This is a genomic window from Streptomyces sclerotialus, from assembly GCF_040907265.1.
Taxonomy (GTDB): Bacteria; Actinomycetota; Actinomycetes; order Streptomycetales; family Streptomycetaceae; genus Streptomyces; species Streptomyces sclerotialus.
In genome coordinates this window covers 2,392,067-2,413,930 of the sequence record NZ_JBFOHP010000002.1, presented here as the reverse complement: position 1 = coordinate 2,413,930, position 21,864 = coordinate 2,392,067, and the positions used below count along the sequence as shown (strand labels likewise).

Genomic DNA, 21,864 nt, shown 5'->3' with positions numbered 1-21,864 from the left:
GCCGGGGTGGCGCCGGGAATGCGGCGTGCCGTGCCCCGTGGGGAAAGGACCGGTGGTCGCGGATCAGGCCGCGAGGGAGCGGTGGGGGCACCGCCCATGCCGTTGAGGCAATGGGGGAGGTCCCCGGCGTACGACGCAGTGCACGAGCAGCGGGATGCCGCGGGACGGCGCGGGGGCCGCCACGGGCGGTACGGCCGGGCGGCGCGGGGCGCGGCCGGCGGTCAGCACCGCCACCGCGACCAGCAGCGGCCGCAGCGCGAAGACGGCCAGCGCGCCCAGCAGCTGGATCAGCGCCGTCTCGCCGCGGCGCAGCCAGGCGGCGGCCAGCAGCCCGACGGCGACGTGCACGGCGAGCAGCAGCAGCCAGGTGGCGGCGGGGGCCGGCTGGTGTCCGGCGGCCCGGGCCAGCGGGGTGCCGACGTCGCCGCCGCGGCACAGGAGGTCGACGCCCAGGGAGCGGAGCGGGCCGGCGACGGGGCCGCCGGCCGCGCCGTAGCAGGCGTGCTGGCCGACGCTGAAGACGGTGTCGGCAGCGAGCTCCAGCGGTACCAGCAGGGCCGCTATCGGCCCGAAGCGCCGTTCCCGGCCGGCCAGCGCGTACGCGAGCACGAAGACGGCGGCGGCGAGCGCGGCCACCGTCGGCAGCGGCAGCGGCATCCGGGAGAGCAGCACATGGGAGGCGGCGGACAGCGTCACGCACAGTGCCGTGAAGAGCGCCGCGCGCAGTGCCCGTAGGTGTGCCGCCGAGATGTCCATCGAAATCGAGTCTGCCATGGCCCGGGATAAGCGCCGCTTAAGGGGTTTCTGTGAAAACGGGGCCCGGAGCCGGGCCCCGCGGATCACAGCCCCGGGATGCGGCCGTTGCGGAAGAGGTCGACGAATATCTGGTGGTCGCGGCGGGCCCGGGAGCCGTAGCCGTGCGCGAAGTCCACCAGCAGCTCGGCGAAGCCGGCCTCGTCCGCGGCGATGGCCGCGTCGATCGCGCGCTCCGTGGAGAACGGCACGAGCGAGTGGCCGCTCTCGTCGTCCGCCGCGGCGTGCATCGCGGCCGTCGCCCGGCCCAGGCCGGCCACCACGGCGGAGATCTCCTCGATCTCGTCGATGTCGGACCAGTCCAGGTCGACGGCGTACGGCGAGACCTCGGCGACCAGCTGGCCGCTGCCGTCCAGCTCGGTCCAGCCCAGCCACGGGTCGGCGTGCGCCTGCAGCGCGCGCTGGGAGATCACCGTGCGGTGCCCCTCGTGCCGGAAGTAGCCGCGCACCTCGGGGTCGGTGATGTGCCGCGAGACCGCCGGGGTCTGCGCCTGCTTCATGTAGATGACGACGTCGTTCTCCAGGGCGTCGCTGTTGCCCTCCAGCAGGATGTTGTACGAGGGCAGGCCGGCCGAGCCGATACCGATGCCGCGGCGGCCGACCACGTCCTTGACGCGGTAGGAGTCCGGGCGGGCGAGGCTGGACTCCGGGAGCGTCTCCAGATAGCCGTCGAAGGCGGCCAGGACCTTGTACCGGGTCGCCGCGTCCAGCTCGACGGCGCCGCCGCCGGGGGAGAAGCGCCGCTCGAAGTCGCGGATCTCCGTCATCGTGTCCAGCAGCCCGAAGCGGGTGCGCGAGCGGGCGTCGCGCAGCGCGTCCAGCAGCGGGCCCTCGGCGGTGTCCAGCGTGAAGGGCTGGGTCTCGTCGTCCCTGGCGCCGGTGGCCAGCGCGTGGATGCGCTCCCGGTAGGCGGTGGCGTACGTGCGCACCAGGGCGGTGATCTGCTCGTCACTGAGCGCCTTGGCGTACCCGATCAGCGCCACGGAGGCGGCGAAGCGCTCGAGGTCCCAGATGAAGGGGCCGACGTACGCCTCGTCGAAGTCGTTGACGTTGAAGATCAGGCGGCCCGTGGCGTCCATGTACGTGCCGAAGTTCTCCGCGTGCAGATCGCCGTGGATCCACACCCGGGAGGTCCGCTCGTCCAGGTACGGGCCGGTGTCCTTGCCCGCCTCCAGGTCCTTGTAGAACAGGCAGGCCGTGCCGCGGTAGAAGGCGAAGGCGGAGGCGGCCATCTTGCGGAACTTCACCCGGAAGGCCGCGGGGTCGGCGGCGAGCAGCTCCCCGAAGGCGGTGTCGAAGACGGCGAGTATCTCCTCGCCGCGCCGGTCGGCGTCCTGCGCCGGGACGTGCTGGTTCGACATCGCTGGGTGCCTCCTGGGGGCCTTCGTGGGGCCCGTGCGTTGCGGACGGATGTTCCGTGACTGACAACGCGCGAGGCTACCTGCGCGTGCCCGCCCGCCCACCACCCCTCATCGAGGCGCTGCGCGCCGCGGGTCCGATTCCGGGCCTCGATTGTCAGTCGGGAGTCGTAGACTTCCTGACCGTCCACCCACTCTGCCGACTGCTTCCGGAGGTCCTCCGCCGTGGCCAAAAAGCCGTTCACGCACCTGCACGTCCACACCCAGTACTCGCTGCTGGACGGTGCCGCGCGGCTCAAGGACATGTTCAAGGCCGCCAATGAAATGGGCATGACGCACATCGCCATGTCCGACCACGGCAACCTCCACGGCGCCTATGACTTCTTCCACAGCGCCCAGAAGGCCGGTGTGACGCCGATCATCGGCATCGAGGCCTACGTGGCCCCGGAGTCCCGGCGGACCAAGCGCAAGATCCAGTGGGGCCAGCCGCACCAGAAGCGCGACGACGTCTCCGGTTCGGGTGGTTACACCCACAAGACGATCTGGGCGGCGAACAAGACCGGTCTGCACAACCTCTTCAAGCTGTCCTCCGACGCGTACGCCGAGGGCTGGCTGCAGAAGTGGCCGCGTATGGACAAGGAGACGATCTCCCAGTGGTCCGAGGGGCTGATCGCGTCCACCGGCTGCCCCTCCGGCGAGCTGCAGACCCGGCTGCGCCTGGGCCAGTACGAGGAGGCCCGCAAGGCGGCGGGTGAGTACCAGGACATCTTCGGCAAGGACCGGTACTTCCTGGAGCTGATGGACCACGGCATCGAGATCGAGCGCCGGGTCCGCGACGACCTGCTGAAGATCGGCAAGGAGCTGGGCATCCCGCCGCTGGTCACCAACGACTCGCACTACACCTACTCGCACGAGGCGAGCGCCCACGACGCGCTGCTCTGCATCCAGACCGGCAAGAACCTCTCCGACCCCGACCGCTTCCGCTTCGACGGCACCGGCTACTACCTGAAGTCCACGGAGGAGATGTACGCCATCGACTCCTCCGAGGCCTGGCAGCTGGGCTGCGACAACACCCGGCTGGTCGCCGACCAGATCGACACCACCGGGATGTTCGAGAAGCGCGACCTGATGCCGAAGTTCGACATCCCCGAGGGCTTCACCGAGGTCACGTGGTTCCAGGAAGAGGTCCGGCGCGGCATGGCCCGGCGCTTCCCCGGCGGCGTCCCCGAGGACCGCCAGAAGCAGGCCGAGTACGAGATGGACATCATCATCCAGATGGGGTTCCCGGGGTACTTCCTGGTCGTCGCGGACTTCATCATGTGGGCGAAGAACAACGGCATCGCGGTGGGCCCGGGCCGAGGCTCCGCGGCCGGCTCGATCGTCGCGTACGCCATGGGCATCACCGACCTCGACCCGATCGAGCACGGGCTGATCTTCGAGCGGTTCCTGAACCCCGAGCGCGTGTCCATGCCCGATGTCGACATCGACTTCGACGAGCGCCGGCGCGTCGAAGTGATCCGGTACGTGACCGAGAAGTACGGCGCCGACAAGGTCGCCATGATCGGCACCTACGGCAAGATCAAGGCGAAGAACGCGATCAAGGACTCCGCCCGCGTCCTCGGCTACCCGTACGCCATGGGTGACCGCCTCACCAAGGCCATGCCCGCCGACGTCCTCGGCAAGGGCATCGACCTGGACGGCATCACCAACCCGGAGCACCCGCGCTACAGCGAGGCCGGCGAGATCCGGTCGATGTACGAGAACGAACCGGACGTGAAGAAGGTCATCGACACCGCCAAGGGCGTCGAGGGCCTGGTCCGGCAGATGGGCGTGCACGCGGCCGGCGTGATCATGTCCAGCGAGCCGATCGTCGACCACGCCCCGCTGTGGACGCGGCACACCGACGGCGTGACGATCACCCAGTGGGACTACCCGCAGTGCGAGTCGCTCGGCCTGCTGAAGATGGACTTCCTGGGCCTGCGCAACCTCACCATCATGGACGACGCCCGCAAGATGGTGGAGGCCAACAAGGGCGTCAAGCTGGACCTCCTGGAGATCCCGCTCGACGACCCGAAGACGTACGAACTGCTCTGCCGCGGTGACACGCTCGGCGTCTTCCAGTTCGACGGCGGCCCGATGCGTTCGCTGCTGCGCCAGATGCAGCCCGACAACTTCGAGGACATCTCCGCCGTCTCGGCCCTGTACCGCCCGGGCCCGATGGGCATGAACTCCCACATCAACTACGCGGAGCGGAAGAACGGCCGCCAGGAGATCACGCCGATCCACCCGGAGCTGGAGGAGCCGCTCAAGGAGGTCCTGGGCCTCACCTACGGCCTGATCGTCTACCAGGAGCAGGTCCAGAAGGCCGCCCAGATCGTCGCCGGCTACTCCCTCGGCGAAGCCGACGTCCTCCGTCGCGTGATGGGCAAGAAGAAGCCCGAGGAGCTGGAGAAGAACTTCGTCCTCTTCCAGGCCGGTGCCCGGAAGAACGGCTTCTCCGACGAGGCGATCCAGGCGCTGTGGGACGTGCTGGTCCCGTTCGCCGGCTACGCGTTCAACAAGGCGCACTCCTCCGCGTACGGCCTGGTCACGTACTGGACCGCGTACCTGAAGGCGAACTACCCGGCGGAGTACATGTCCGCGCTGCTCACCTCGGTGCGCGACGACAAGGACAAGTCGGCGGTCTACCTGAACGAGTGCCGCAAGATGGGCATCAAGGTCCTCCCGCCGAACGTCAACGAGTCGGAGTCGAACTTCGCCGCGCAGGGCGACGACGTGATCCTCTTCGGCCTCTCCGCGGTCCGCAACGTCGGTACGAACGTCGTCGAGGCGATCATCCGGGCCCGCAAGTCCAAGGGGAAGTTCTCCTCCTTCCCGGACTATCTCGACAAGGTCGAGGCGGTCGTCTGCAACAAGCGCACCACCGAGTCGCTGATCAAGGCCGGCGCGTTCGACGAGATGGGCCACACCCGCAAGGGCCTGATGGCGCACTACGAGACGATGATCGACAACGTCGTCCAGGTGAAGCGCAAGGAGGCCGAGGGGCAGTTCGACCTCTTCGGCGGGATGGGCGACGACGCCGACGACGGCGGCCCCGGCTTCGGCCTGGACGTGGAGTTCTCCGACGTCGAGTGGGACAAGACGTACCTGCTCGCGCAGGAGCGCGAGATGCTCGGTCTGTACGTCTCCGACCATCCGCTCTTCGGTCTGGAGCACGTCCTGTCCGACAAGGCGGACGCCGGCATCTCCCAGCTCACCGGCGGCGACTATTCGGACGGCTCGATCGTCACCATCGGCGGCATCATCTCCGGCCTGCAGCGCAAGATGACCAAGCAGGGCAACGCCTGGGCCATCGCCACCGTCGAGGACCTGGCGGGCTCCATCGACTGCATGTTCTTCCCGGCCACCTACCAGCTGGTCTCCACCCAGCTCGTCGAGGACGCGATCGTCTTCGTCAAGGGCCGCCTGGACAAGCGCGAGGACGTCCCCCGTCTGGTCGCCATGGAGATGATGATCCCCGACCTTTCGGACGCCGGGACGAACGCCCCCCTGACGATCACCATCCCGACGCTCAAGGTCACCCCGCCGCTGGTGGAGAAGCTGGGCGACGTGCTGAACCAGCACCGCGGCTCCACGGAGGTGCGGATCAAGCTGCAGGGGACGCGGAAGACGACCGTGCTGCGCCTGGACAAGCACCGGGTCACCGCCGACCCGTCGCTCTTCGGCGACCTCAAGGTGCTGCTCGGCGCCTCCTGCCTGGCGGGCTGAGCGGCCGGCGGAGCGTACGTACTGCGTACGCCACGGAGTACGCGGTACGTATGACAGGGGCGCGCCCGGGGTGATCCCGGGCGCGCCCCTTCTTGCGCACCACCGCCGTGGCGCCGCCGCGTCAGTTGTGGCCGAAGCGGCGCTCCCGGTGCTTGCGGGCGACGTCGCCCGGGTTCGCCTGGGCGGCCGACTTCGCCTGTGCTTCCATCGCCGACTGCTGAGCCTGCTGCTGTCCGCGCCCCGACTGCGCGGCGGCCTTCTGATTGCGGTCACGGTTCTTGTTCTTGGCCATGATCGTGCCTCCTGAAGGGGAATCCTGGGATCGGCGCCGAAGCCAGAGTTACACGCCGGGCAATAGGCTGCATTTCGGGCAATTCTCTTGGGTGATCCGGAGTGTCGGCGACGGAATCCGGGCCGCGGCGGCGTAAAGCGCCACGCCGATGATCGAGTTCCGGCAGATAACCCCCGCCCGGTCGGGCAGACTCGAAGAAAGCCGAAGACACCTCAGCCAACAGGCCGAGCCGGGGGGCGACCGGACCGCAGGACCTTAAGGGAAGAGGGTGGAACGTGGACCGCTGCGTCGTCCTTGTGGATGCCGGGTACTTGCTCGGTGCCGCTGCGAGCCTGCTCGCCGGAGAGCCCGCCCGGTCCCGGATCACCGTCGACCACGCCGCCCTCATCCAGGGCCTGCGGGAGCGCGCGGAGGCCGACACCGAACGGCAGCTGCTGCGCATCTACTGGTTCGACGGCGCCCCCGACCGGGTGCCGCAGCCCGAGCACCGCAGGCTGCGGGTGATGCCCCGGGTCACCGTACGGCTGGGCGCCCTGACCCGCAGCGACGGCCGCTGGGCGCAGAAGGGCGTGGACGCGGCCATGCACGCCGAGCTCACCGAACTGGCCCGTAACCGCGCCTGCTCCGACATCGTCCTGGTCACCGGCGACGGCGACCTGCTGCCCGGCCTGATGTCGGCCAAGGAGCACGGCGTCGCCGTCCACCTCTGGGCCGTCCAGGCCGCCGACGGCGACTACAACCAGTCCGAGGACCTGGTCGCCGAGGCCGACGAGCGCCGGGTGCTGGACCGCGCCTGGATCACCCGCGCGGTCCGCGCGAAGGACATCAGCGGCGTCTGCCCGCCGGCGTCCGTGCCGCGTACCGAGATCGCCGCGATCCTCTCCGCGCCGCTCCCGGAGTCCGCCGTCGCCGCGGCCGCCGCCGCCACGGCGGCCGACCGGGACCCCGGCGACCGCCACGAACGCAACGGCACCGCCCGCCCGTCACCGGTCCCGCGCTCCGGCGCGCCCGACGGCGCCTCGGCGGCATCCCCGGCCGGCGCGGACGGCGCCTGCGTGGTGAACCGGGACACGGAGGAGGCGGGCTCGGCGGCCGCCGGCAAGGGCGTCCCCACCCCCAAGGACCTGGCGGGCCTCGGCCGGAACCACACGACGCCGCCCGCCGGCACGCCGGTGCCCGCCGCCGCGACGCTGCGCTGGTCCTCCGACAAGGGCTGGGTGGAGCGGGCCGGCGGGCCGGTCGGCGAGCCGCCGGAGACCGCCTCACTGCCCACCCTCGCCCAGCTCACCAGCGCCGAACAGCGCTGGGCCGACCGCGAGGAGGACATCACCGCGGTCGGCGGCGACCCCTTCGAGGTCGGCCAGGTCTTCGCCCGCCGCTGGACCGAACGGCTCACCGACAACGCGCACCTCCAGCAGCTCTCCACGGAGTACCCGCGCATCCCGCACCGCATCGACGGCGAGCTGCTGCGCTACGCCGCCCGCTTCGGGCTGCTCGCCCACAAGGACGACCAGATCGACGAGCACGACCGGTACGCCATCAGGGCCGGGTTCTGGCGTGAGGTGGACCTGCGCACGGCCGCCGAGCACGCCCCGGCGGCCGACTGACCGCGCCGCCCGCCGGACGCCCCGCGGGCGGCGGGCCCCGAGCGGGCGCGTACCCTCGTTCCTCGTGAGGACGGGCACGACATCGGGCACGACACAGGCCGCGGGCGGCGAGACCGTGGTGGCCGTGCGGGATCTGGTCAAGACGTATCCCGCGGTGCGTGGGCGCCGCGGCGCTGCCGACGTGCCCGCCGTACGTGCCAGCGACGGGATCGGCCTGGACATCCGGCGCGGCGAGATCTTCGGCCTGCTGGGCCCCAACGGCGCCGGGAAGTCCACCCTGGTACGCCAGCTCACGGGTCTGCTGCGGCCGGACTCCGGCAGCGTGACCGTGCTGGGCCACGACATCGTGCGCCACCCCGAGCGGGCCGCCCGGCTGCTGGGCTACCTCGGCCAGGAGTCCACCGCGCTGGACGAGATGACCGTGGCGCTGGCCGTGGAGACCACCGGACGGCTGCGCGGGCTGGACGTCCGGGCCGCGCGCGACGAGCGGGACGCCGTCCTCGACGAGCTGGCCCTCACGAAGATCGCCGGGAGCCCGCTGAAGAAGCTGTCCGGCGGACAGCGGCGGCTGGCCTGCTTCGCCACCGTGCTGATGGGCGAGCGCCCGCTGCTCGTCCTGGACGAACCGACGACCGGCATGGACCCCCTCGCGCGGCGCGCGGTGTGGTCGGCCGTGGACCGGCGGCGCGCCGAGCACGGCGCCACCGTCCTGCTCGTCACGCACAACGTCATCGAGGCGGAGACCGTACTGGACCGGGTCGCGGTGATCGACCGCGGCCGGGTCATCGCCTGCGACACGCCCGGCGGCCTGAAGGAAATGGTCGGCGAGGAGGTACGGGTGGAACTGGTCTGGCGCGACCGCCCGCCGCTGGACGTGCCCGAGGTCGCCCGGCTCGGCGAGCACGCCCGCAAGGGCGGGCGGCGCTGGACGCTGCGGATGGCGCCGGACGAGGCCCGCGCCGCGGTGGCCGCGGTCACCGGCGGCCCCGCGTTCGCGGCGCTGGACGATTTCACCCTAGCCACGCCCAGCCTGGAGGATGTCTACCTCGCGCTCGGCGGGCGGACTGAGGAAGGCTTGGTGAAGGCGTGAGAGCGGCCCGGCCGGAACGGAAGAGGAGCGGCGCGGCGTGACAGTGGTTCCTGCGGAGGCGATGACCGGCGAGCGGGCCGGCGACGGGGCCCGCGAGGTCCCGGCGGCGGCCGAGCTGGCGCCGCGCGCACGGCTGCGCCCGGCGCTGGCCGCGGTGTACCGCGCACAGCTCTCCCGGGCCCGGGTGGCCCGCATCCCGCTGCTGTTCGTCGCCACCTTCCAGTCCGTCGGGATCATGGTCCTGATGCGCGGCGTGGCGGACGGCCCCGCCGAGGCGCGTGCCGTGGTCGCCGGGTCCAGCGTGCTGGTCGTGGCCTTTGTGGCGCTCAACCTGCTCGCGCAGTACTTCGGCCAGCTGCGGGCCGGCGGCGGCCTGGACCACTACGCCACGCTGCCCGTGCCGCCCGCGGCCGTGGTGCTGGGCGCGGCGGCCGCGTACGCCTCCTTCACCGTCCCCGGCGCCGTGGTCACCGCGGTGGCCGGCAGCGTCCTCTTCCAGCTGCCGCTGACCAACCTCTGGGTGCTCGCCGCCGTCATCCCGCTCTCCGGCGCCGCTCTCTCGGGCCTGGGCGCGGCGCTCGGGCTGCTCGCGCCGCGCCAGGAACTGGCCACGCTCCTCGGCCAGCTGGGCATGTCGGCGGCGCTGCTGCTCGGCGTGCTGCCGGCCGAACGGCTGCCCACCCTCATCACCTACGCGCGCGACCTGCTGCCCTCCACGTACGGCGTGGAGGCGCTGGCGCACAGCTTCGACGCGCGCCCCGACTGGCTGCTGATCTGTGCCGACCTGGGCGTGTGCGCGGCGGTCGGCGTGCTCTCGCTGGCCGTGGCGACCTGGGCGTACCGCCGGGCGGCCGTACGGTGACGGGGCGGAGCGGGGACACCGGGCGGCACGGGACCACCGGGACGGGCGGTACGACCGGGCCGGAGAACCGTCCTGCCGCCGGTGGCGGAGCCGGGACCTGGCACGATGGCGGGGTGAGTGCACCGCTGACACCGCCCGACCGTCCGTCGAACCAGCAGCCGGGGGCCACCCGCGACCCGTGGACCCGGCCCGCGACCGAGGAGGACCACGTGCCGACGCCCCCGCAGGAGTACGGCGGGCCGGACGCCCGTCCCCTCGACGGGGACGACGGCCCGGGCCTGCGCGGTGAGCTGCGCGAGGCCGTGCTGGTCGTGCTGGTCACGACGGTGTGCGGGGCGCTGCTGGGCGTCCTGTGGGCATGGCTGGCGCCGCACGTGCCGCTGATCTCGGACGGCAAGGCCGTCTACCTGAAGAACGCCGAGGGCGAGGAGTCGATCGGCGCCGACGGCACGTTCATGCTCCTCGGGATGCTGTTCGGCCTGGTCACCGGCGCGGTGGTCTTCCTGTGGCGGCGGCGCGGCGGCGTGCCGCTGGTGGTGGCGCTGGTGGTCGGCGGGCTGCTGGCCTCGGTGCTCGCCTGGCGGCTCGGGATGCTGCTGGGGCCGGAGCAGGACGTGGTCGCGCAGGCGAAGGCGGCCGGCAAGGGCGTCACGTTCGACGCGCCGCTGCGGCTCCAGGCCAAGGGCGCGCTGCTGACCTGGCCGATGGGCGCGGCCCTCGCGCATCTGCTGCTGACGGGGATGTTCGGACCGCGCGACCCCGAGCCGTTCGTACCGGACTGGCACGCGCCGCAGCCGCCCAGGGACTGACGTCCCGGGTGCGCGACTGCCCCGCCGCGTGCGTGCCGGCAGTCCGCCTCGTGCTCGCTCCGGTGCGCGCGTGCGTACGGAGCCGGGGCCGGCACCGGGGCACCTCCTCGGAATCGAGGGCCGACGGCCGCTTGAGCATGCGGGACCGTGGAGAGAAACCCCGATTCCTGCGGGGACACCCCGATACCGTCCCCTCCGGCCGCGAGGCGCTGCACCGTCGCGGTCGGCTGCGCCTGTTACGCCGGGCGACGGCCGTGGTTGGCGCGGCCCTTCTTGATGCGCCACTTCCGTTTGCGGGTCTTCTTCGACACAGGGACCTCCTCGGTCGGTCCCTACGGGTACTAGTCGCGGCAGCGGAGGGCGTAAAGAGGGCGCGTCGGTCAGGCCCGGCGGTCAGGCCCGGCCGATCGGGGCGAAGACCGCGCCGGTGAGGGCGGCCAGATCCTTGGGGGAGAGCTCGACCTCCAGGCCGCGGCGGCCCGCCGAGACGCAGACCGTCGCCAGTGCCTCCGCGGAGGCGTCCACCACCGTGCGCAGCTTCTTGCGCTGCCCGAGCGGGGAGATGCCGCCGCGTACGTAGCCGGTGGTGCGCTCGGCGAGCGCGGGGTCGGCCATGGCGGCGCGCTTGCCGCCCACGGCCGCCGCCAGGGCCTTGAGGTCCAGGGAACCGGAGACGGGGACGACGGCCACGGTGAGCGTGCCGTCGACGTCCGCCAGCAGGGTCTTGAAGACCTGGTCGGGGGAGACCCCCAGGGCCTGCGCGGCTTCCTCGCCGTACGACGGCGCCGCCGGGTCGTGCTCGTAGGCGTGGGTGGTGAAGGGGACGCCCGCCTGCGTCAGGGCCACTGTCGCCGGGGTGCCGCCCTGCTTGCCCTTGGACTTCTTCGCCAACTTCTCGGCCTCGTGTCAGTTGGGGTGGGTCTGCTGCCGGGTGAGGTCCACGGCCGGCAGCGACGGGAGCTTACCGATCACCGCGGTCTCCTGGCGCAGCATTTTCAGCTCCTGCGACAGGCGGGTGGCGGTGTCCGGCGCTTCCAGCAGCTGCTGTTTGCGGGGGACGTCCAGGACGGTCGCCGCGGCCACGAGGTAGGACAGGACGGCGGGGTCGTCCGGCAGCTCCTGCGAGCTGGTCACCGTGCGCTCGTTCGCCCAGGCCAGCTTCTTCTGGTACATGCGGAACGCGCGCTCCACGCCGGTGGCGAGGGCGCCCGCGCCGTCGCCCTCCGTCTCCTCCAGGGGCTCGACCTCGCCGGTGAGGTACGGCCCCGAGGCGTCGACCGAGAGCAGCCGGAAGCGGGTGGTGCCGGTGGTCAGCACCTCATAGGCGGTGTTCTCGTCGCTGCCCTCGGGTGCCGGGCCCGCCGCGGTGCTCTTCTCCTGGATCGTCGCCGCGTCCGCGATGCAGCCGACCGGGTGGAAGGCGCGCATCGGGTCGTCGCCGAAGCCGGCCGCCGCGCCCTTGTCGGGGACGGCGGTGGTGTCGGGCATGCCAGGGGCGGTCGCGGCGACCTCCCGGCCGTCGCGGATGGCGACGACCCCGAAGCGGCGCTCGTCCTCCGGCAGGTCGAGGAGGTCCCGCATGAGCGCTCGGTACCGCGCTTCGAAGACGTTCAGCGGGAGCACGAGTCCCGGGAACAGCACCGAGTTCAGCGGGAAGAGCGGTAGGCGCACGGAGGTCACAGCCCGTAAGCCTAAATGGTCGGCGGCGTCCCGTGAGGGGCCGGGCGTCACAGGAGTGTTTCCCGGCCCCACCGTCTACTGGCGGCGGAGCAGCCGGGAGGCACCGGCGGCGACCGTGGTGGCCAGCACCCAGCCCGCCAGGATCATGAGCGCGGCGGCCCACTGGGAGCTGCCCTCGGGCCGCCAGTAGCTGTCCTGGTTGAGGTTGATGACCGGCAGCAGCAGGTCGAGCGAGTACAGGTACGGGTTCCACAGGGGCGTCTCGCCGGGCTTGAGGGCGTGCGGCGGATTCTGCGAGAAGAAGACCGTGCCCACCGCCCACAGGACGGCCATCCAGACGGCGGCACGGCCGGGCCGGTACCCGTAGGCCACCGTCCAGTCCTGGAGGAAGCCCCAGGCCTTGCCGGCGAGGGGCAGCGTCTCCCGGCGTCTGCGCTGTTTGGCCAGGAGGACCTCGCGGGCGTCGGCGTCCTCACCACTGCCGCGCAGCGCGGCGGCGAGCATCTCGTACGGCTCAGGGGCGTACTCCGGAGTGGCCGCCGCCACCCACTGCAGGCGCAGCGAGAGCGGGAAGTGGCCGCGGGGGATCAGCGTCTCGTAGGCGAAGCCGGCCATCCACAGGCCGCCCAGACCGGGCCAGCTGGTCGACTTGTCGACCAGGTTCACCACCCGGGCCCCGGAGAGGATGACCCGGCCGCGCTGCGGACGCTCCCCGAGGAAGCGCAGCTCGGGGGTCTGGATGCGGCGCATCGACAGCTCCTGGTCGGACTCCAGGACGAAGCGGGCCTGGTCCAGGTCGACGGCGTCACCGAAGCGGCCGTCGTCCAGCCGCATGCCGCCCTCACACTCGAAGCGCTGCATGCGGGTGCCGCGCGCCGGGGTGGCGGTGATGCCGTACGGGGGCGTGGCGCTGCCGGCGACCGAGCCGGAGAGCCCGGCGGCGGTGAGGTAGAGCGTGCGCTCGACGGTGAGCTGCGGGGCGTTCAGCGCCCGGCGGCCGTACGGATTGCTCAGCCGGCTGCCGCGCAGGCTCAGCGACACGCCGATGGTGGCGCCGCGCAGCGTCAGCTCGCCGTAGGACTCCATCATCTCGGCCTGGAGGTCCTGGGCCACGGTCAGGCCGTCGGCGGTGATGGACCGGCCACGGCGGTCCTTGTGCACCACGGCCTGGTTGAGCATGAGGTCCGTACCGATGTGCGCGTCGGTGAGGCGGATGCCGTGCTGGACGACACAGCGGGGCAGGTGCAGGTCACCCTCGGTGTGCAGCCGCGCCGCCTCCAGCCGGGGGATGGCGCAGTTGACCATCCGCAGCGTCGTGAAGCGGCTCTCGGGGAGTGTCACCTCACTCTCGAAGCGGCAGTCGCGCAATTCCACAAATGGCTCGATCGTGCCCCCCGCGACGTCGAGAGGGCCGGTGATGTAGGCACCGGTCAGCTTCAGCGCGGAGACCCGGCCGGGCTGGGCCGGCGGGCCGTCCAGGAGCAGCAGCGCGACGATCCGGGCACGTACCGTGCGCTCGGCGCCCCACGTGTGGCGGCCGTGCGGATCGTTGCGCACGGGGTCGTCGGTGCGCAGATCGCACGTGCTGCCGTTGCGGAACGCCTGCCACAGGGCCCATTCCGCCGGGCTCAGCTCCAGATCGGCCGGCGCGTCGCCGTCGGTGGGGTCACTCACCGCGGCCTCCCCCTCTCGTTCCCGGCCGCGCCGTCCGGGCGCCGCCGTCTCTCCATGCGTACCGGGCGTCCCACGCGTACCGCTGCGGCCCCCTCGGCACCCCTTTCCCGCTGGGCGACCGGGTGAACGCCAGTGGTCGGAATCACCCCGGGGAGTGCGTATCACCGATTGATACGGGCGGCGGACACCGTGAGTGCGTCTGAGACACTGGAGGGGTGATCTCCCGAATCGATCTGCGCGGTGACGCCCTTCCCGAGGGCGGCGCCCTGCGCGACCTGCTGCCCCGTGCCGAGTTCGACGTGGAAGCCGCCCTGGAGAAGGTGCGGCCCATCTGCGAGGACGTACGCCATCGTGGCACGGCTGCGCTGATCGAGTACGCCCATCGGTTCGACCGGGTCGAGATCGAGCGGGTCCGGGTGCCCGCCGAGGCACTGCGGACCGCGCTGGCCGAGCTGGATCCGGCGGTCCGGGCCGCGCTGGAGGAGTCCATCAAGCGGGCCCGCACCGTCCACCGTGAGCAGCGGCGTACGGATGTGACGACGAAGGTCGTGCCCGGCGGCACGGTCACCGAGCGGTGGGTGCCGGTCGAGCGCGTCGGGTTGTATGTGCCCGGTGGCCGCTCGGTCTATCCCTCGTCCGTGGTGATGAACGTGGTCCCGGCCCAGGAGGCCGGCGTCGAGTCGCTGGCGATCGCCTCGCCGCCGCAGGCCGAGTTCGGCGGCCTGCCGCACCCGACCATCCTGGCCACCTGCGCCCTCCTCGGCGTGGACGAGGTGTACGCGGCCGGCGGCGCCCAGGCCGTCGCGATGTTCGCGTACGGCACCGAGGACTGTCTGCCGGTCAACCTCGTCACGGGCCCCGGCAACATCTACGTCGCCGCCGCGAAGCGCCTGCTCAAGGGCCGCATCGGCATCGACTCCGAGGCCGGTCCCACCGAGATCGCGATCCTCGCGGACGACACGGCGGACCCGGCGCATGTCGCGGCCGACCTGATCAGCCAGGCCGAGCACGACCCGATGGCCGCCGCCGTCCTGGTCACCGCCTCGGAGGAGCTGGCCGAGAAGGTCGAGAAGGAGCTGGAGCCGCAGGTCCGCGCGACCCGGCACGTCGAGGACCGGATCATCCCGGCGCTGGCCGGCCGCCAGTCCGCGATCGTGCTGGTCGACGGCCTGGACGAGGGCCTGAAGATCGTGGACGCCTACGGCGCCGAGCACCTGGAGATCCAGACCGCGGACGCCTCGGCGGTGGCCGCGCGGGTCCGCAACGCCGGCGCGATCTTCGTCGGTCCGTACGCTCCGGTCTCGCTCGGCGACTACTGCGCGGGCTCCAACCACGTCCTGCCCACCGGCGGCTGCGCGTGCCACTCCTCGGGGCTGTCCGTGCAGTCGTTCCTGCGCGGCATCCATGTCGTGGACTACACCCGTGACGCACTGGCCGAGGTCGCCCACCACGTGGTGACGCTCGCCGAGGCCGAGGACCTCCCGGCACACGGCGCGGCCATCAAGGCAAGGTTCGACTGGAAGGTCCCGCAGGGCAAGTGACCAGGATCGACGATCTCCCCATCCGGGACGAGCTGCGTGGCAAGTCCCCGTACGGTGCCCCCCAGCTGGACGTGCCCGTACGACTGAACACCAACGAGAACCCCTACCCGCTGCCCGAGCCGCTCGTGCAGCGGATCGCCGAGCGGGTCACCGAGGCGGCCCGCGACCTCAACCGCTACCCGGACCGGGACGCGGTCGAGCTGCGCTCGGGGCTGGCCCGGTACCTCTCCCGCACCGGCGGCCACGAGGTCACCAAGGACCAGGTCTGGGCCGCCAACGGCTCCAACGAGGTCATCCAGCAGCTGCTGCAGACCTTCGGCGGTCCAGGGCGCTCGGCCATCGGCTTCGAGCCGTCGTACTCGATGCACGGCCTGATCTCGCGCGGCACGGGCACGGAGTGGATCTCCGGGCCGCGGAACGACGACTTCACCATCGACGTCGAGGCCGCGAAGCAGGCCATCGCCGAGCGCAAGCCGGACGTGGTCTTCATCTGCTCGCCGAACAACCCCACCGGCACGGCCGTGGCAGCGGAAACGGTTCTGGCGCTGTACGAGGCGGCGCAGGCCGCCAAGGCGGACACTGCCGGGGCGCTCGTCGTGATCGACGAGGCGTACGGCGAGTTCAGCCACCGCCCGTCGCTGCTCCCGCTGATCGAGGGCCGGCCGAACCTGGTCGTCTCCCGGACGATGTCCAAGGCGTTCGGCGCGGCCGGGCTGCGCCTGGGTTACCTCGCCGCCGACCCGGCCGTGGTCGACGCCGTGCAGCTGGTACGCCTGCCGTACCACCTCTCCGCGGTCACCCAGGCCACCGCGCTGGCCGCCCTGGAGCACACCGATACGCTGCTGAAGTACGTCGAGCAGCTGAAGACCGAGCGGGACCGCATCGTCGACGAGCTGCGCGCGATCGGCTGCGAGGTCGTCGACTCCGACGCCAACTTCGTGCAGTTCGGCCGGTTCGAGAACCAGCACGCGGCCTGGCAGGCCATCCTCGACCAGGGCGTCCTGGTCCGTGACAACGGAGTACCGGGCTGGCTGCGGGTGACCGCGGGCACCCCGGCAGAGAACGACGCGTTCCTCGATGCGGTGCGCGCGATCATGAAGGAGACAGGCGCATGAGCCGCGTAGGACGCGTCGAGCGCAAGACCAAGGAGACCTCGGTCCTCGTCGAGATCGACCTCGACGGCACCGGACAGGTCGACGTCTCGACCGGCGTGGGCTTCTACGACCACATGCTCGACCAGCTCGGCCGGCACGGTCTGTTCGACCTCACCGTGAAGACCGACGGCGACCTGCACATCGACACCCACCACACCATCGAGGACACCGCCCTCGCGCTGGGCGCCGCCTTCAAGCAGGCGCTCGGCGACAAGGTGGGCATCTACCGCTTCGGCAACTGCACCGTCCCGCTGGACGAGTCGCTCGCCCAGGTGACCGTGGACCTCTCGGGCCGCCCGTACCTGATCCACACCGAGCCCGAGAACATCGCGCCGATGATCGGCACGTACGACACGACGATGACCCGGCACATCCTGGAGTCCTTCGTCGCGCAGGCCCAGATCGCCCTGCACGTCCACGTGCCGTACGGGCGCAACGCCCACCACATCGTGGAGTGCCAGTTCAAGGCGCTGGCCCGGGCGCTGCGGTACGCCTCCGAGCGGGACCCGCGCGCCGCCGGCATCCTGCCTTCCACGAAGGGCGCCCTGTGAACGGTCTGTCGACGGTCTTCATCCTCGTGGGCCTCTTCCTGCTCGGCGGGGTCTACTCCTTCTGGAAGCAGAAGCTGCCCAAGAGCGTGATCGTGCTGCTCGCCATCGGCTCGGTGCTGTGCCTGGCCGCCGGCATCGTGCGGCTGGAGGTATGGAATTGAGCACGCCTCGTAAGAAAGTGGTCGTCTTCGACTACGGCTTCGGCAACATCCGGTCCGCCGAGCGGGCACTGGCCCACGTCGGCGCCGATGTCGAGGTGACCCGCGACTACGACACCGCCATGAACGCCGACGGGCTGCTGGTCCCCGGCGTCGGTGCCTTCGCGGCCTGCATGAAGGGCCTGCGCGCGGCCCGCGGCGACTGGGTCGTGGGCCGCCGGCTGGCCGGCGGGCGTCCGGTCATGGGCATCTGCGTGGGCATGCAGATCCTCTTCGGCCGCGGCATCGAGCACGGCGAGGAGACCGAAGGCCTGGACGAGTGGCCCGGCACGGTCGGCCCGCTCAAGGCCGACGTCGTGCCGCACATGGGCTGGAACACCGTCGAGGCGCCGCAGGACTCGCGGCTCTTCGCCGGCCTGGACGCCGACGCGCGCTACTACTTCGTGCACTCCTACGCCGTGCACGACTGGGAGCTGGAGATCGGCAACCCCACCATGCGTGCCCCCAAGGTCACCTGGGCCACGCACGGCGCGCCCTTCGTGGCCGCCGTGGAGAACGGCCCGCTGTGGGCCACCCAGTTCCACCCCGAGAAGTCCGGCGACGCGGGAGCCCAGCTCCTGACCAACTGGATCGAGTCCCTGTGAGCCCCGAGAGTTCTGTGAGTCCTGTGAGTTCCGTGAACAAGCTCGAACTGCTGCCCGCCGTCGACGTCCGGGACGGCCAGGCCGTCCGCCTCGTGCACGGCGAGTCCGGCTCCGAGACCTCCTACGGCGACCCGCTGCAGGCCGCCCTGGCCTGGCAGCGGTCGGGCGCCGAGTGGCTGCACCTGGTCGACCTGGACGCCGCCTTCGGCACCGGCGACAACCGCGCGCAGATCGCCGAGGTCGCCCGCTCCATGGACATCAAGGTCGAGCTGTCCGGCGGTATCCGCGACGACGACTCGCTGGCCGCTGCGCTCGCCACCGGCTGCGAGCGCGTCAACATCGGCACCGCGGCCCTGGAGAACCCCGAGTGGGTCGCCAAGATCATCGCCGAGCACGGTGACAAGATCGCGGTGGGCCTGGACGTACGCGGCACGACCCTGCGCGGCCGCGGCTGGACCCGCGACGGCGGCGACCTGTACGAGACGCTGGCCCGGCTGGACTCCGAGGGCTGCGCCCGGTACGTCGTCACCGACATCAACAAGGACGGCACCCTCCAGGGCCCCAACCTGGAGCTGTTGAAGAACGTCTGCGCCGCGACCGACCGGCCCGTCGTCGCCTCCGGCGGCGTCTCCTCCCTCGACGACCTGCGCGCCATCGCGACGCTGGTCCCCGAAGGTGTGGAGGGCGCGATCGTCGGAAAGGCCCTGTACGCCAAGGCGTTCACCCTGGAAGAGGCCCTGGAGGCCACCCGATAACGGAGGCAGTGCGATGAGCGGAGTACGGCGCGTACCTGGTGAGGGCCCCTGGGAAGAGGCCTTCGGCGCGGCACGCGCCGTCGCCGCCGGGGACCGGGTCCTGGTCTCCGGCACGACCCCGTTCGACGGCACGGTGCTGTACGGCGAGGGCGACCCGTACGAACAGACCCGGGTCGCCCTGACCCGCGCCGTCGACTCCCTCGCGGAGTTCGGCCTCGGCGCCGCCGCCGTCGTCCGCACCCGCCTGTACCTCGCGCACGCCCGGGACATCGACGCGGCGGCGCGCGCCCACCAGGAGCTGTTCGGCGTGGTCCGGCCCGCCACCACCGTCGTCGTGGTCTCGGGCTTCGTCGACCCGCGCATCCTGGTCCAAGTAGAACTGGAAGCCTTCGCAGGCCCCGAAGGCCTCCGAGCACCCATCGAAGGAGCCTGACCCTCATGACCCTGGCGGTCCGAGTCATCCCCTGCCTGGACGTGGACAACGGCCGGGTCGTCAAGGGCGTGAACTTCCAGAACCTCCGTGACGCCGGCGACCCCGTCGAGATGGCCAAGATCTACGGCCAGGAGGGCGCCGACGAGCTGACCTTCCTCGACATCACGGCCTCCTCCGGCAACCGCGAGACGACGTACGACGTGGTCCGCCGCACCGCCGAGCAGGTCTTCATCCCGCTCACCGTCGGCGGCGGCGTCCGCACCCCCGAGGACGTCGACAAGCTGCTGCGCGCGGGCGCGGACAAGGTCGGCGTCAACACCGCCGCGATCGCCCGCCCCGAGCTGATCCGGGAGATCGCCGAGCGCTTCGGCCGCCAGGTCCTGGTCCTCTCGGTCGACGCCCGCCGCACGCCCGAGGGCACCACCACCCCCTCCGGCTTCGAGGTCACCACGCACGGCGGCCGCCGCGGCACGGGCATCGACGCCGTCGAGTGGGCGCACCGCGCCGCCGACCTCGGTGCCGGCGAGATCCTCCTGAACTCCATGGACGCCGACGGCACCAAGGACGGCTACGACACGGAGATGATCGCCGCCGTCCGCAAGCACGTGACCGTCCCGGTCATCGCCTCCGGCGGCGCGGGCAAGCTCACCGACTTCCCCCCGGCCGTCGACGCCGGCGCCGACGCGGTCCTCGCCGCCTCCGTCTTCCACTTCGGCGACCTCCGCATCAGCGAGGTCAAGGACACCCTCCGGGAGGCGGGGCGGCCGGTCCGCTGACGCCCGCGTCGCGGGGCGCACGAAGCGCCCCGCACCTCGGTTTCACCTTTGGTAGTGAACGCGGTAGTGATCAAGGCGGCGGGCTGTCTAGTGTGACGACATGCCGGGTATCACGATCGAGTTCACCGAGGAAGAGCTGGCCGAGCTGCGCGCCGAGGCCAAGGAGCAAGGCGTCGCGATCAAGCGGCTGGCGCACGACATTCTGACCGAGGACGTCGTGCGGCGGCGGCAGCGGCAGAGTTTCATCGAGGGCGCGAGTGCCAAGTTCGCTGTCCTGGCACCGGAGTTCGTCGAAGCCTTCGAGGCGGGCGACAGGTGATCCTGACGATCGATGCCGGGTGGATCCTCGGCATTCAGGCGGCGAACGTGCCCAGTGATCCCCGGCTGCGTGACTGGGGTGCACTGCACGCCGTCGTCGAGCGCCACCGGTTCCAGCGGTTCGCCGGTGAGATCTACTACGAGGAGACGCCGACCCGGGCCGCCAGCCTGCTGCACACTATGGTGCTCCTGAAGCCTTTCGAGGACTACAACGGCATCATCGGTGCGGCGTGCGCCTGGGCGTACATGGAGCAGTCCGGCGAAGCCCTCGCGCCGACACCCGGGGGCATGGCCCAGTTGGTCCGGGACGTCCGGGAGAAGGAGGCCGATCTGGCCGTCGTGGCCAAGCGGCTGCGCAGCTGGAAGGCCAGGTAGGCGCGCCGTTCACTGGCCGCCCGTTCGTGCGGCTCCTAGGCTCCTCGCATGAGCCGAGTCAACGATGTGGGCGGGCAGACCGGGTTCGGCCCTCTGGAGATCGAGGCGGACGAGCCTCCGTTCCATGCCGACTGGGAAGCGCGGGTGTACGCGCTGAACATGGCGCTGGTGCGGGGCGGGGTCTACACGCTGGACGAGTTCCGGGACGCCGTGGAGCGGATGGCGCCCGCCGAGTACCTGGCGGCCTCGTACTACGAGCGCTGGCTGCACGCCATCGAGACGCTGGTCGCCGAGCGGAAGGTGCTCGGGGATGCGTGAGTTCGCGGCGGGGCAGCGGGTGCTCGTACGGGCCGTCGACCCCGACGGGCACACCCGCGCGCCGCGGTACGTGCGCGGGCACACCGGACGGGTCGTGGAGGCGCAGGGCCGCTGGCCGCTCGCGGACGAGCGGGCCGCCGGGGCCGCCGAGCCGCGCATCGAGACCGTCTACACCGTCGCCTTCCCGGCACGGGAGCTGTGGGGCGCCGGCACGCACGAGGTCACGGTGGACCTGTGGGAGTCGTACCTGGAACCGGCGGAGGAGGAACGGGTATGAGCGGGCAGCATGCGAGCAGCACGGTGGCGGTACGGGTACGGCACCTGGAGGAGCGGCTGATCGAGGCCGGGGTGGTGGCCGACGACCAGCTGGACGGCATCCTGACCACCGTGCTGAACGGCGCCTCGCCGGTCAACGGCGCGCGGATCGCCGCGCGGGCCTGGACGGACCCGGGCTTCCGGGAGCGGCTGCTGGCGGACGCCAACGCGGCGCTGCCGGAGGTCGGGCTGTCGATGGCCGGCGGCATCCAGGAACAGCGGCTGAAGGTCGTGGCGAACACCGCCGACCACCACAACGTCCTGGTCTGCACGCTGTGTTCGTGCTACCCGATCGGGCTGCTGGGGCCCTCGCCGTCCTGGTACAAGAGCGAGGCGTACCGGTCCCGCGTGGTGCGCGACCCGCGGTCGGTACTGGCGGAGTTCGGGCTGACGCTCGGCGACGACGTACGCATCACCGTCTGGGACTCCAGCGCGGAGAGCCGGTACATGGTGCTGCCGCGGCGGCCCGAGGGCACGGACGGCCTGGCCGAGGAGGCGCTCGCCCGGCTGGTCACCCGGGAGGGTCTCATCGGGACCGCCGCGGTCTGAGAGCCGGCGACCAGGAACCGGCTC

Annotated in this window: 25 protein-coding genes; 18 read left to right on the top strand and 7 right to left on the bottom strand. The window is 71.7% G+C overall.

Translation table 11 applies throughout. From position 1 onward, the window contains the following. Nucleotides 1-63 precede the first annotated feature (63 nt). Together AAC944_RS10740 and AAC944_RS10735 are read right to left on the bottom strand one after the other, a co-directional pair. Entirely contained in the window at nucleotides 64-756 is a 693-nt protein-coding gene (locus AAC944_RS10740; protein WP_051871890.1) for a hypothetical protein, read from the bottom strand. Between the two features lie 83 nt (nucleotides 757-839). Further along, nucleotides 840-2,174 (bottom strand): DUF2252 domain-containing protein, encoded by a 1,335-nt coding sequence (locus tag AAC944_RS10735; RefSeq protein WP_030616830.1) that lies wholly within the window; start codon nucleotides 2,172-2,174, stop codon nucleotides 840-842. A gap of 222 nt (nucleotides 2,175-2,396) precedes the next feature. Between AAC944_RS10735 and dnaE the strand changes: the two genes are divergently transcribed. After that, nucleotides 2,397-5,939, top strand: a complete 3,543-nt coding sequence (gene dnaE / locus AAC944_RS10730) for a DNA polymerase III subunit alpha (protein ID WP_030616832.1) — start codon at nucleotides 2,397-2,399, stop codon at nucleotides 5,937-5,939. A gap of 121 nt (nucleotides 5,940-6,060) precedes the next feature. Here dnaE and AAC944_RS10725 read toward each other — a convergent pair whose 3' ends face one another. Continuing rightward, the gene (locus AAC944_RS10725) at nucleotides 6,061-6,231 is read right to left on the bottom strand and encodes a hypothetical protein (protein WP_196943049.1); all 171 of its coding nucleotides are present in this window, start codon (nucleotides 6,229-6,231) and stop codon (nucleotides 6,061-6,063) included. A 275-nt stretch (nucleotides 6,232-6,506) separates the two neighbouring features. On the opposite strand from AAC944_RS10725, the gene AAC944_RS10720 reads away from it, so the two are divergent. From AAC944_RS10720 to AAC944_RS10705, 4 genes are all read left to right on the top strand, one after another. Continuing rightward, nucleotides 6,507-7,838, top strand: coding sequence for an NYN domain-containing protein (locus tag AAC944_RS10720; protein WP_030616835.1), 1,332 nt, complete (start codon nucleotides 6,507-6,509; stop codon nucleotides 7,836-7,838). A 64-nt stretch (nucleotides 7,839-7,902) separates the two neighbouring features. Next, nucleotides 7,903-8,928: an ABC transporter ATP-binding protein gene (locus AAC944_RS10715; protein WP_078888640.1), complete on the top strand. Its 1,026-nt coding sequence runs from the start codon at nucleotides 7,903-7,905 to the stop codon at nucleotides 8,926-8,928. Between the two features lie 61 nt (nucleotides 8,929-8,989). Continuing rightward, nucleotides 8,990-9,790 (top strand): ABC transporter permease, encoded by an 801-nt coding sequence (locus AAC944_RS10710; protein WP_030616841.1) that lies wholly within the window; start codon nucleotides 8,990-8,992, stop codon nucleotides 9,788-9,790. A 113-nt stretch (nucleotides 9,791-9,903) separates the two neighbouring features. Continuing rightward, on the top strand, nucleotides 9,904-10,599 hold the full coding sequence (locus tag AAC944_RS10705; RefSeq protein ID WP_030616844.1) for a DUF2567 domain-containing protein: 696 nt from the start codon (nucleotides 9,904-9,906) through the stop codon (nucleotides 10,597-10,599). 236 nt (nucleotides 10,600-10,835) lie between these two features. Here the strand turns inward: AAC944_RS10705 and AAC944_RS36590 are convergent, their stop codons facing one another. From AAC944_RS36590 to AAC944_RS10690, 4 genes are all read right to left on the bottom strand, one after another. Next, nucleotides 10,836-10,910, bottom strand: coding sequence for a hypothetical protein (locus tag AAC944_RS36590; protein WP_465270438.1), 75 nt, complete (start codon nucleotides 10,908-10,910; stop codon nucleotides 10,836-10,838). Between the two features lie 82 nt (nucleotides 10,911-10,992). Then, entirely contained in the window at nucleotides 10,993-11,490 is a 498-nt protein-coding gene (gene ybaK, locus AAC944_RS10700) for a Cys-tRNA(Pro) deacylase (RefSeq protein WP_030616849.1), read from the bottom strand. A 15-nt stretch (nucleotides 11,491-11,505) separates the two neighbouring features. After that, the gene (locus AAC944_RS10695; RefSeq protein ID WP_030616852.1) at nucleotides 11,506-12,279 is read right to left on the bottom strand and encodes an LON peptidase substrate-binding domain-containing protein; all 774 of its coding nucleotides are present in this window, start codon (nucleotides 12,277-12,279) and stop codon (nucleotides 11,506-11,508) included. A gap of 75 nt (nucleotides 12,280-12,354) precedes the next feature. Continuing rightward, the gene (locus AAC944_RS10690) at nucleotides 12,355-13,953 is read right to left on the bottom strand and encodes a hypothetical protein (RefSeq protein ID WP_030616855.1); all 1,599 of its coding nucleotides are present in this window, start codon (nucleotides 13,951-13,953) and stop codon (nucleotides 12,355-12,357) included. Nucleotides 13,954-14,168: 215 nt separating this feature from the next. Between AAC944_RS10690 and hisD the strand changes: the two genes are divergently transcribed. The 13 genes from hisD (at nucleotide 14,169) to AAC944_RS10625 (ending at nucleotide 21,840) form a co-directional block, all read left to right on the top strand. Then, entirely contained in the window at nucleotides 14,169-15,494 is a 1,326-nt protein-coding gene (hisD, locus tag AAC944_RS10685; protein ID WP_030616858.1) for a histidinol dehydrogenase, read from the top strand. Then, the gene (locus AAC944_RS10680; RefSeq protein ID WP_030616861.1) at nucleotides 15,491-16,609 is read left to right on the top strand and encodes a histidinol-phosphate transaminase; all 1,119 of its coding nucleotides are present in this window, start codon (nucleotides 15,491-15,493) and stop codon (nucleotides 16,607-16,609) included. The genes hisD and AAC944_RS10680 overlap by 4 nt, the downstream gene beginning before the upstream one ends. Then, complete coding sequence (hisB, locus tag AAC944_RS10675; RefSeq protein ID WP_030256442.1) at nucleotides 16,606-17,199, top strand: imidazoleglycerol-phosphate dehydratase HisB; 594 nt, start codon at nucleotides 16,606-16,608, stop codon at nucleotides 17,197-17,199. The genes AAC944_RS10680 and hisB overlap by 4 nt, the downstream gene beginning before the upstream one ends. Continuing rightward, nucleotides 17,196-17,360 (top strand): hypothetical protein, encoded by a 165-nt coding sequence (locus AAC944_RS10670; RefSeq protein ID WP_030616864.1) that lies wholly within the window; start codon nucleotides 17,196-17,198, stop codon nucleotides 17,358-17,360. Before hisB ends, AAC944_RS10670 begins: the two co-directional genes overlap by 4 nt. Continuing rightward, complete coding sequence (hisH, locus tag AAC944_RS10665) at nucleotides 17,351-18,001, top strand: imidazole glycerol phosphate synthase subunit HisH (protein ID WP_030616867.1); 651 nt, start codon at nucleotides 17,351-17,353, stop codon at nucleotides 17,999-18,001. The genes AAC944_RS10670 and hisH overlap by 10 nt, the downstream gene beginning before the upstream one ends. 32 nt (nucleotides 18,002-18,033) lie before the next feature. Next, nucleotides 18,034-18,756 (top strand): bifunctional 1-(5-phosphoribosyl)-5-((5-phosphoribosylamino)methylideneamino)imidazole-4-carboxamide isomerase/phosphoribosylanthranilate isomerase PriA, encoded by a 723-nt coding sequence (priA, locus tag AAC944_RS10660; protein ID WP_030616869.1) that lies wholly within the window; start codon nucleotides 18,034-18,036, stop codon nucleotides 18,754-18,756. 13 nt (nucleotides 18,757-18,769) lie between these two features. Beyond that, a complete protein-coding gene (locus tag AAC944_RS10655; RefSeq protein WP_030616871.1) occupies nucleotides 18,770-19,189 on the top strand; it encodes a Rid family hydrolase in 420 nt (139 codons plus the stop codon). 5 nt (nucleotides 19,190-19,194) lie between these two features. Further along, nucleotides 19,195-19,965: an imidazole glycerol phosphate synthase subunit HisF gene (gene hisF / locus AAC944_RS10650; protein WP_030616874.1), complete on the top strand. Its 771-nt coding sequence runs from the start codon at nucleotides 19,195-19,197 to the stop codon at nucleotides 19,963-19,965. A 100-nt stretch (nucleotides 19,966-20,065) separates the two neighbouring features. After that, on the top strand, nucleotides 20,066-20,284 hold the full coding sequence (locus tag AAC944_RS10645) for a hypothetical protein (protein WP_030616878.1): 219 nt from the start codon (nucleotides 20,066-20,068) through the stop codon (nucleotides 20,282-20,284). Further along, the gene (locus AAC944_RS10640) at nucleotides 20,281-20,658 is read left to right on the top strand and encodes a hypothetical protein (protein ID WP_030616881.1); all 378 of its coding nucleotides are present in this window, start codon (nucleotides 20,281-20,283) and stop codon (nucleotides 20,656-20,658) included. The genes AAC944_RS10645 and AAC944_RS10640 overlap by 4 nt, the downstream gene beginning before the upstream one ends. A gap of 48 nt (nucleotides 20,659-20,706) precedes the next feature. After that, a complete protein-coding gene (locus AAC944_RS10635; RefSeq protein WP_030616885.1) occupies nucleotides 20,707-20,976 on the top strand; it encodes an SH3-like domain-containing protein in 270 nt (89 codons plus the stop codon). Beyond that, nucleotides 20,969-21,253 carry an SH3-like domain-containing protein gene (locus AAC944_RS10630; RefSeq protein ID WP_030616897.1) on the top strand — a complete coding sequence of 95 codons (285 nt, stop codon included), beginning with the start codon at nucleotides 20,969-20,971 and terminating at the stop codon, nucleotides 21,251-21,253. The genes AAC944_RS10635 and AAC944_RS10630 overlap by 8 nt, the downstream gene beginning before the upstream one ends. Then, a complete protein-coding gene (locus AAC944_RS10625) occupies nucleotides 21,250-21,840 on the top strand; it encodes a nitrile hydratase subunit alpha (RefSeq protein WP_030616900.1) in 591 nt (196 codons plus the stop codon). The genes AAC944_RS10630 and AAC944_RS10625 overlap by 4 nt, the downstream gene beginning before the upstream one ends. The last annotated feature ends 24 nt before the right edge of the window (nucleotides 21,841-21,864 follow it).